Here is a 3584-nt window from a genome sequence, read left to right on the forward strand (position 1 = left end):
ACCAGCAGGAAGGTCCAGGTCAGCGGGCGCCCGCTTTCCTGCAGCAGGAACCGCAGCAGGTCCTGCTGCTCTTCGTTCAGCGCGCCGCCGACGCCGCCCATGGCGATCTGGATGGTGCCGCGGCCGAGGTCGCGCAGCTCGTGGCACAGGGCCTTCAGCTCGTCGCGGCTGGCCAGGCGCGCGGCCAGCGGCTTGCCGCCGTGGCCGATGTGCTGCGCCAGTACCGTGGTGCTGAAGCCGAGCGCGCCGGCCTGCATGGCCTCGTGCAGGTGCGCGGCCATCTGGGCGATTTCGCTGGCGTTGGCGCCGCGCGCGCCCGAGTCCGTGCCCATCACGTAATGGCGCAGCGCCGCCAGCGGCAGCAGGAAACCGGCGTTCAGGCCCAGGCCACCCCCGGCCACGGCTGTCATGAACTCGGCAAACGTCTCCCACTGCCAGCGGATGCCGGTACGCAGCACCTCGGCCGGCATGGCCTCGACGTTGACCAGGTCCATCATGGCCATCTCGCGCGCCGCCGGGCGGCACGGCGCGATGCCGACGCCGCAGTTGCCCATGACCACCGACGTGACGCCGTGCCAGGCGCTGCTGCTGAGCATGGGGTCCCAGCACCACTGGGCGTCGTAATGGGTGTGCGGGTCGATGAAGCCGGGCGACACCACCAGCCCGCTGGCGTCCAGCGTGTCGCGGGCGGCACCCAGGTTGTCGCCGATGGCCGCGATGCGGTCGCCCTGAATGGCCAGGTCGGCACGGCGGGCCGGGGCGCCGGTGCCGTCGACGACGGTGCCGCCGTGGATCAGTAGGTCATGCGTCATGGGTTTCTCCTCGCCGAAGTGTTGTGTGTAACGTGCACGGCGAGCCGCAGCGTCCCTGAAACGGCGGGCCGGCGGCCATCATTCCGCCGGCCGACCGGGCGGTCAAGGCGCTTGAGTGCGCGGTCGGCAGGGGCGACACTCGGTGTCGATAACCACAAGAGAGGAGCGCCGCCATGACCGACAGCCAACCGATCGTGATCGAGTTTTTCCACGACTGCCTTTCGGCCTGGTGCTACAAGGCGTCGGAGCGGCTGCGGGCGTTCGCCGCCGCCCATCCGGACGTGCACATGGTGCAGCGCTGTTTTCCGCTGGCGGTGTCGCCCATGCTGTTCAACCGCCAGTTGTATACCGACAAGCGCGAGGCCAAGCGCGACGTGGTGATGGTGCACTGGGCGGACGCGCGCGCGTTCGAGCCGGACCCGCGCATCGACTGCGAGCTGATGATGACGCGCGATTTCGACTACCCGTACTCGTTGCCGAACCAGCTTGGCGCCAAGGCGGCCGAGATGCAGGGCGGTCAGCGCGCACACTGGGATTTTTTCGACCGGGTGCAGCGCGCGCATCTGACCGAGTGCCGCAACATCGCCGACTACGATGTGCTGCGCAGCTGCGCCGAGGACATCGGCCTCGACGGCGCGCGCTGGCAGCACGACGTGTTCGGCGAGCATGCCCGCACGTTGCTGGCGGGCGACATCGACCGCGCCGCCCGCTACGGCATCCTGCGCATTCCGGCGCTGGTGGCGGACGGTCGCCACGTGCTCGGCGGCATTCCCCGCTCGACGCTGGGCCATTGCCTGCGCGAGGACGCCATCGACACGTTCTACGACGATATCAAGCGCCGGCGCATGCTCGGTTACGGCCTGCCGCCGGCGGAGTGAGCATCGGCGGCGTCTCGCCGCGGGGAAGCGCTGATTGATTCGGCGCCTCCCGTCTCCTTGCAGGAATCGAGCACGCCGTGCGGGGTTCCCGGAGCCGGGCGCGGGCGTGTGCCACGCCGAGGCGAGCTGAAAAATGCCGTCCTTGGCATTTTTCAGCATTCTCTAGCGCGTCAACGCCTTGTGCAGCTTGCCGACCACCCGCAGGCGCAGGTCGGAATCCGCGAAGGTGCGGCAGGCCAGGGCGTAACCGTCGCGTTCTTCCTGCTCGGTGACCTGGGCGCGGCTCATCTTGCGCGTGTGGTAGTCGCCGTCGAGCACCTGGACCTTGCACACGCCGCAGCCACCGCCATAGCAGCCGGCGGGGATGCCCTTGCGGCCGAGCCGGGTCATGCCGTGCAGCAGCGACTGTTCGGTGGTGCAGGTGTAGGTCTCGCCGCTGTCGACGATGTGAATGGCGTATTGAGTCATGTAACGGGCCGTCGGGGCGGGGGGTTGTCGATTAAAATGCCGGTTTTGAATCCAGCAACCCAGGCAGGGCCATGGCATACGAAAAGATCATTGTACCGACCGACGGCACGCGCATTACGGCCAACGCCGACAACTCCCTGAACGTGCCGGACCGGCCGATCATCCCGTTCATCGAGGGTGACGGCATCGGTATCGACGTGACCCCGCCGATGATCGAGGTGCTGGATGCCGCCGTCGCCAAGGCCTACGGCGGCAAGCGCTCGATCGCCTGGATGGAGGTCTACGCCGGCGAGAAGGCGGTGGCCACCTACGGCGGTGACACCTGGATGCCGGCCGAGACGCTGGACGCCATGCGTGAGTTCCTGGTCGGCATCAAGGGGCCGTTGACCACGCCGGTGGGCGGTGGCGTGCGCTCCCTGAACGTGGCGCTGCGCCAGGAGCTGGACCTGTACGTGTGTCTGCGTCCGGTGCGCTACTACACCGGCACGCCGAGCCCCATCAAGCGCCCGGAGGACACCGACATGGTGATCTTCCGCGAGAACTCCGAGGACATCTACGCCGGCATCGAGTGGGCGGCGCAGTCCGCCGAGGCGCGCAAGGTGATCGAGTTCCTGACCAAGGACATGGGCGTCAAGAAGATCCGCTTCCCGGAGACCTCCGGCATCGGCATCAAGCCGGTGTCCGAGGAGGGCACCCGGCGCCTGGTGCGCAAGGCCATCCAGTACGCCATCGACAACGACCGCCCGTCGGTCACGCTGGTGCACAAGGGCAACATCATGAAGTTCACGGAAGGTGCCTTCCGTGACTGGGGCTACCAGCTCGCCAAGGACGAGTTCGGCGCGGTCGAGGTCGACGGTGGGCCGTGGTGCAGCTTCAAGAACCCGCGCACGGGCAAGGACATCGTGGTCAAGGACGCCATTGCCGATGCGTTCCTGCAGCAGATTCTCACCCGTCCGCGCGACTACAGCGTGATTGCCACGCTGAACCTGAACGGCGATTACGTCTCCGACGCGCTGGCGGCGCAGGTGGGCGGCATCGGCATCGCGCCGGGCGCCAACATGTCCGACACCGTGGCGCTGTTCGAGGCCACGCACGGCACCGCGCCGAAATACGCCGGCAAGAACATGTCGAACCCGGGGTCGATCATCCTGTCCGGCGAGATGATGCTGCGCCATCTGGGCTGGACCGAGGCCGCCGATCTGGTGGTCAAGGGCATTTCCGGTGCGATCCAGGCCAAGACCGTGACCTATGACTTCGAGCGTCTGATGGACGGCGCCACCAAGCTCGGCAGCCGCGAGTTCGGTCAGGCCATCATCGCCAACATGTGAGTGCCCGGCGGGCGGCGTGTGCCGCCCGCTTTCCTTGCGGGCAACAAAAAAAGGCGGGGCGGACCCGGAAGGTCCGCCCCGCCTTTTTGTCGTCGGTC

Annotated in this window: 4 protein-coding genes; 2 read left to right on the forward strand and 2 right to left on the reverse strand. The window is 67.7% G+C overall.

Translation table 11 applies throughout. From position 1 onward, the window contains the following. The coding region (locus ABYX71_RS11095) for an amidohydrolase family protein (RefSeq protein WP_372696559.1) at window positions 1–812 on the reverse strand (812 nt) is incomplete at its 3' end. A 173-nt stretch (window positions 813–985) separates the two neighbouring features. Here ABYX71_RS11095 and ABYX71_RS11100 point away from each other — a divergent pair. Next, window positions 986–1690: a DsbA family protein gene (locus ABYX71_RS11100; protein WP_372696560.1), complete on the forward strand. Its 705-nt coding sequence runs from the start codon at window positions 986–988 to the stop codon at window positions 1688–1690. A gap of 162 nt (window positions 1691–1852) precedes the next feature. Here the strand turns inward: ABYX71_RS11100 and ABYX71_RS11105 are convergent, their stop codons facing one another. Beyond that, a complete protein-coding gene (locus ABYX71_RS11105) occupies window positions 1853–2158 on the reverse strand; it encodes a 2Fe-2S iron-sulfur cluster binding domain-containing protein (protein WP_372696561.1) in 306 nt (101 codons plus the stop codon). A 71-nt stretch (window positions 2159–2229) separates the two neighbouring features. Between ABYX71_RS11105 and icd the strand changes: the two genes are divergently transcribed. After that, on the forward strand, window positions 2230–3486 hold the full coding sequence (icd, locus tag ABYX71_RS11110; RefSeq protein ID WP_372696562.1) for an NADP-dependent isocitrate dehydrogenase: 1257 nt from the start codon (window positions 2230–2232) through the stop codon (window positions 3484–3486). The last annotated feature ends 98 nt before the right edge of the window (window positions 3487–3584 follow it).

This window comes from Immundisolibacter sp., assembly GCF_041625615.1.
Classification (GTDB): Bacteria; Pseudomonadota; Gammaproteobacteria; order Immundisolibacterales; family Immundisolibacteraceae; genus Immundisolibacter.

What these genes read in the sequence shown, in the direction of transcription:
- ABYX71_RS11100 (WP_372696560.1), top strand. Translation starts at nt 986, where the DNA reads ATGACCGACAGCCAACCGATCGTGATCGAGTTTTTCCACGACTGCCTT.
- ABYX71_RS11105 (WP_372696561.1), bottom strand. Translation starts at nt 2,158, where the DNA reads ATGACTCAATACGCCATTCACATCGTCGACAGCGGCGAGACCTACACC.
- icd (WP_372696562.1), top strand. Translation starts at nt 2,230, where the DNA reads ATGGCATACGAAAAGATCATTGTACCGACCGACGGCACGCGCATTACG.